Annotated in this window: 1 protein-coding gene; it reads right to left on the reverse strand. The window is 59.9% G+C overall.

Annotated elements, in window-relative coordinates; translation table 11 throughout:
• Nucleotides 1-299 precede the first annotated feature (299 nt).
• Nucleotides 300-431, reverse strand: a complete 132-nt coding sequence (locus tag NKH67_RS34020) for a hypothetical protein (RefSeq protein WP_352473283.1) — start codon at nt 429-431, stop codon at nt 300-302.
• Between the last annotated feature and the right edge of the window lie 406 nt (nt 432-837).

The following is an 837-nucleotide window of genomic DNA, read 5'->3' on the forward strand; positions in this document are numbered from 1 at the left end:
GCTCATCACGGACTTCCTCGCCAAGTAGCCTATCCGCTGCCCGCTAAGGCCGGCGCGCAAACCCGACGGAGAGCTACAATGACCAGCCAGCCCATGCTGGCCAGGACATCTTCTGACGCCGAGCAATTGTGTCGTCCTGAGCATCGACCACTAGCCGATCCAAGATGGCGTCCGTTGCCCTGATGGATCGGCGGACCCTGGTGTCCAATATCGTCGCTGTGGCGAAAATCGCGAAACTCTACAGCGCGCCCGCTGGTGGAGAGCATCTTTTGGCCGCCGTGCAAGGAAGCCGTCGAGGCTCATCGAGTCGACGGGATTTGTGCCGGCGCCTGGCCGATGAACTCCAAATAGAGATGCAGCTCTTCAGGCAAGAAGACGGCCCGCCACGTTCCGTGGGGGTCGCTGGCGATGCTATGGGCAAGAACGGTCATGACGATCACTCCTCTTGCCCAGCTTCGCCGATCTGCACGCGAGATTTCCGTCCCCAGAAATGAGTATTGACTTCCGTCTGCGGATGCCTGCGCCGGCAAGTGGCCCGTAACGATAAGGACGGTTCTCGCTGTTTGAGGACCGCAACGCGTTGGCGAGTCCAGTCTGAGCGATCAAGCCCGCGCTCTGGACGAGCTCCCATCCTCACAGAATGTTCGCCCACCGGGACAAACGTGACGCAACGGAACGGATGGTTCACCCGTAAAGTCTTGGGGGAGGTTGCGAAAGGAGACCAGCATATGACCTGCGAACGAGATGTCGGCACGTTCGAAGAGCCCGTGACCGTTTTGCTGTCCTCCGGCAAAGTCAGTGTTTCGAGCACCCGCGAAGCCGCCGAAATGCTGCTTT

The organism is Mesorhizobium sp. M0968 (assembly GCF_040319065.1).
Taxonomy (GTDB): domain Bacteria; phylum Pseudomonadota; class Alphaproteobacteria; order Rhizobiales; family Rhizobiaceae; genus Mesorhizobium.

Bases quoted from the DNA above. Each gene is read 5' to 3' on its own strand.
- NKH67_RS34020 (WP_352473283.1), bottom strand. From the start codon at position 431: ATGACCGTTCTTGCCCATAGCATCGCCAGCGACCCCCACGGAACGTGG.